The organism is Fulvivirga aurantia (assembly GCF_009711475.1).
GTDB classification, from domain to species: Bacteria; Bacteroidota; Bacteroidia; order Cytophagales; family Cyclobacteriaceae; genus Fulvivirga; species Fulvivirga aurantia.
Genome location: NZ_SMMD01000392.1, coordinates 1 through 2,283, shown reverse-complemented (window position 1 = coordinate 2,283; position 2,283 = coordinate 1). Strand labels below are relative to the sequence as shown.

The following is a 2,283-nucleotide window of genomic DNA, read 5'->3' as shown; positions in this document are numbered from 1 at the left end:
TGAGCTCTTCAGACTGACACGGCTCCATATTTAATACCCTGCCGGCCACAGGATGGTAAGTATTCTCTTTACGAAAGTATATGTCAATTTCATATATAGCGCTTCTTACCCGGATCTCCTTAAACTCTCCCGGGCTAAGAAATAGTGCAATGTCTGCCGTTACTTCCGATTCAAGTCTAGCATACATGATATGGTTACTATCATCATTTTCTACATAAAAAGTGGCTGTCTCACTTTGCTCACAATACAGTGGGAGCTCAAATTCTTCATCTTCGCAAGAGATTAAAAAAAAGGTGGCAAATAACAGTATATAGGTTGCCATACTTAGGGAGTAGTAATACTTGTAATTTTTCATCTTATTATTTTTTAGCTGTACATATAATTTGATATTACAAGTTTAGTGATAGCACAAAAGCACTGGGTATCAACCATGTTGTGATTGATAGCAATTATGTTGTAACACTAAAAAAAGTTGTTTAAACGGACTTAACTAACGGTTTTGTACGACCCGGGAGAGTGGTTGTATTTGTCTTTGTAGCACTTTATAAAGTAACTGGTACTTCTAAATCCTACAGCAAACGCAACCTCAGAAACAGTAGCGGCTTGCGCTTCGAGCATTTGTTTCGCTCTTTTTAGTCTAAGCTCTCTAATGAAATTACTCGGACTCATATTTACCAATGTCTTGAGTTTTCTAAAAAGTTGTGTGCGGTCGAGATTAAGTTCCTGACTTAATTCTTCGACTCCAAAATCTTCATCTGCAATATTGGACTCTACCGACTCTATAGCACGCTTCATAAATCGTTCTTCCTGAGAATCTACACTTATCTCAGTCGTCTCAAGCTTAAGAATCTGAGTGTATCGCAACCGCATCTTTTCTCTTGTAGATACCAGATTAGCCAACACCAACCGCAATTCATCGGGGTCAAAAGGCTTCGACAGGTAAACATCAGCTGCAACCTGCAGCCCCTCCAACCGGCTTCGTTGAGATGATTTACCGGTTAGTATCACAATTGGGATGTGATCAGTAGATGCATGGCTTTTTAGTTCGTCACACACCTGATAGCCATCCTTCAACGGCATCATTACATCAGAAATAATGAGGTCAGGCACCAACTTCACAGCCTTTTCTACACCTTCAACCCCATTGCATGCCTCAGTACAATGGTAAGTATCACCCAAGCACGATACTATAAAGGACCGCAATTCATCATTATCCTCAATGATTAACACATTGGCTTTTTCGCTCACCCCCTCATCAATTATTAGTGTTTGAGTTGGTACTTCAACATCTTCAGAAGATATAGCCACAGACCGTAAAGGTAATTTTATAGTAACTGTAGTGCCTACACCCACCCTACTGTCTATTGCTATTGTGCCTTCATGAAGTGTGACCAACTCTTTGGTTAATGCGAGGCCTATGCCTGTGGAAGACTGATCAGTGGTAAAACCTTCGTTTTGGCCATGGTAAAACCTATCAAATAGCCTTGGAATTTTCTCACTGGAAATCCCCCTACCCGTATCTTTAACCAGTATTTCGACAACCTGCTCCTCATTAAGTATTACAAGGTCTAAGTTCACTTGGCCCCCTGGCTCGGTAAATTTACAAGCATTGGACAAGAGGTTGATGACGACTTTTTCAAGCAAGTCAGGATCAAACGCCATGAAGACTGAACTTATCTTACTTGTAAAAAAAAGATCCAAATCACGACTCGCTGCATAAGATTGAAACTGATGGGCAAGATTTTTAAGAAATACAACCAGGTCTTTTTGTTTTAAGTTGACATGGGTTTGACCAGACTCTATTTTGGAGAGTTCGAGTATTTCATTAATCAGTTTAAGTAGTCGCTGTCCATTCTGCTTAATATTCTGTAATAATGCTTTTGATTTTTCATCTTTAGCTTCTTTTAGCAACTCTTTGGCCGGCCCCAAAATTAGCGTAAGTGGAGTTTTAAACTCATGGGAAATATTAGAGAAAAATCGGGCTTTAGTTTGATCTAATGCTTTAAGAGCACTTCTTTCTCTTTCTATCACTCTACCCCGATAGCTAAGGGCAAGAGCCAATATAATTACTTGTAATAAGCATGCAAATTCAAAGCCGTACACCAATGTCATTCCTGAGTCAATAAAAGGCTCATCAATCACTCCATATGAAGTAAGCATTGAATTGGCATAGTTGTAAGAAATACTTAATACCATAGCCAGACCGGCAAAAGCAAAATATTTGGCAAAGGTATTTTTACTTATGAAGTAAATTATATTGCTATAGATAAACAGTAATATCCC

At 39.0% G+C, this 2,283-nt stretch carries 2 protein-coding genes; both read right to left on the bottom strand.

Translation table 11 applies throughout. From position 1 onward, the window contains the following. The coding region (locus tag E1176_RS02160; protein ID WP_155208933.1) for a hypothetical protein at positions 1–355 on the bottom strand (355 nt) is incomplete at its 3' end. A gap of 131 nt (positions 356–486) precedes the next feature. Further along, positions 487–2,283, bottom strand: a 1,797-nt coding sequence (locus E1176_RS02155) for an ATP-binding protein (protein ID WP_155208932.1), incomplete at its 5' end; no start/stop codon positions are given.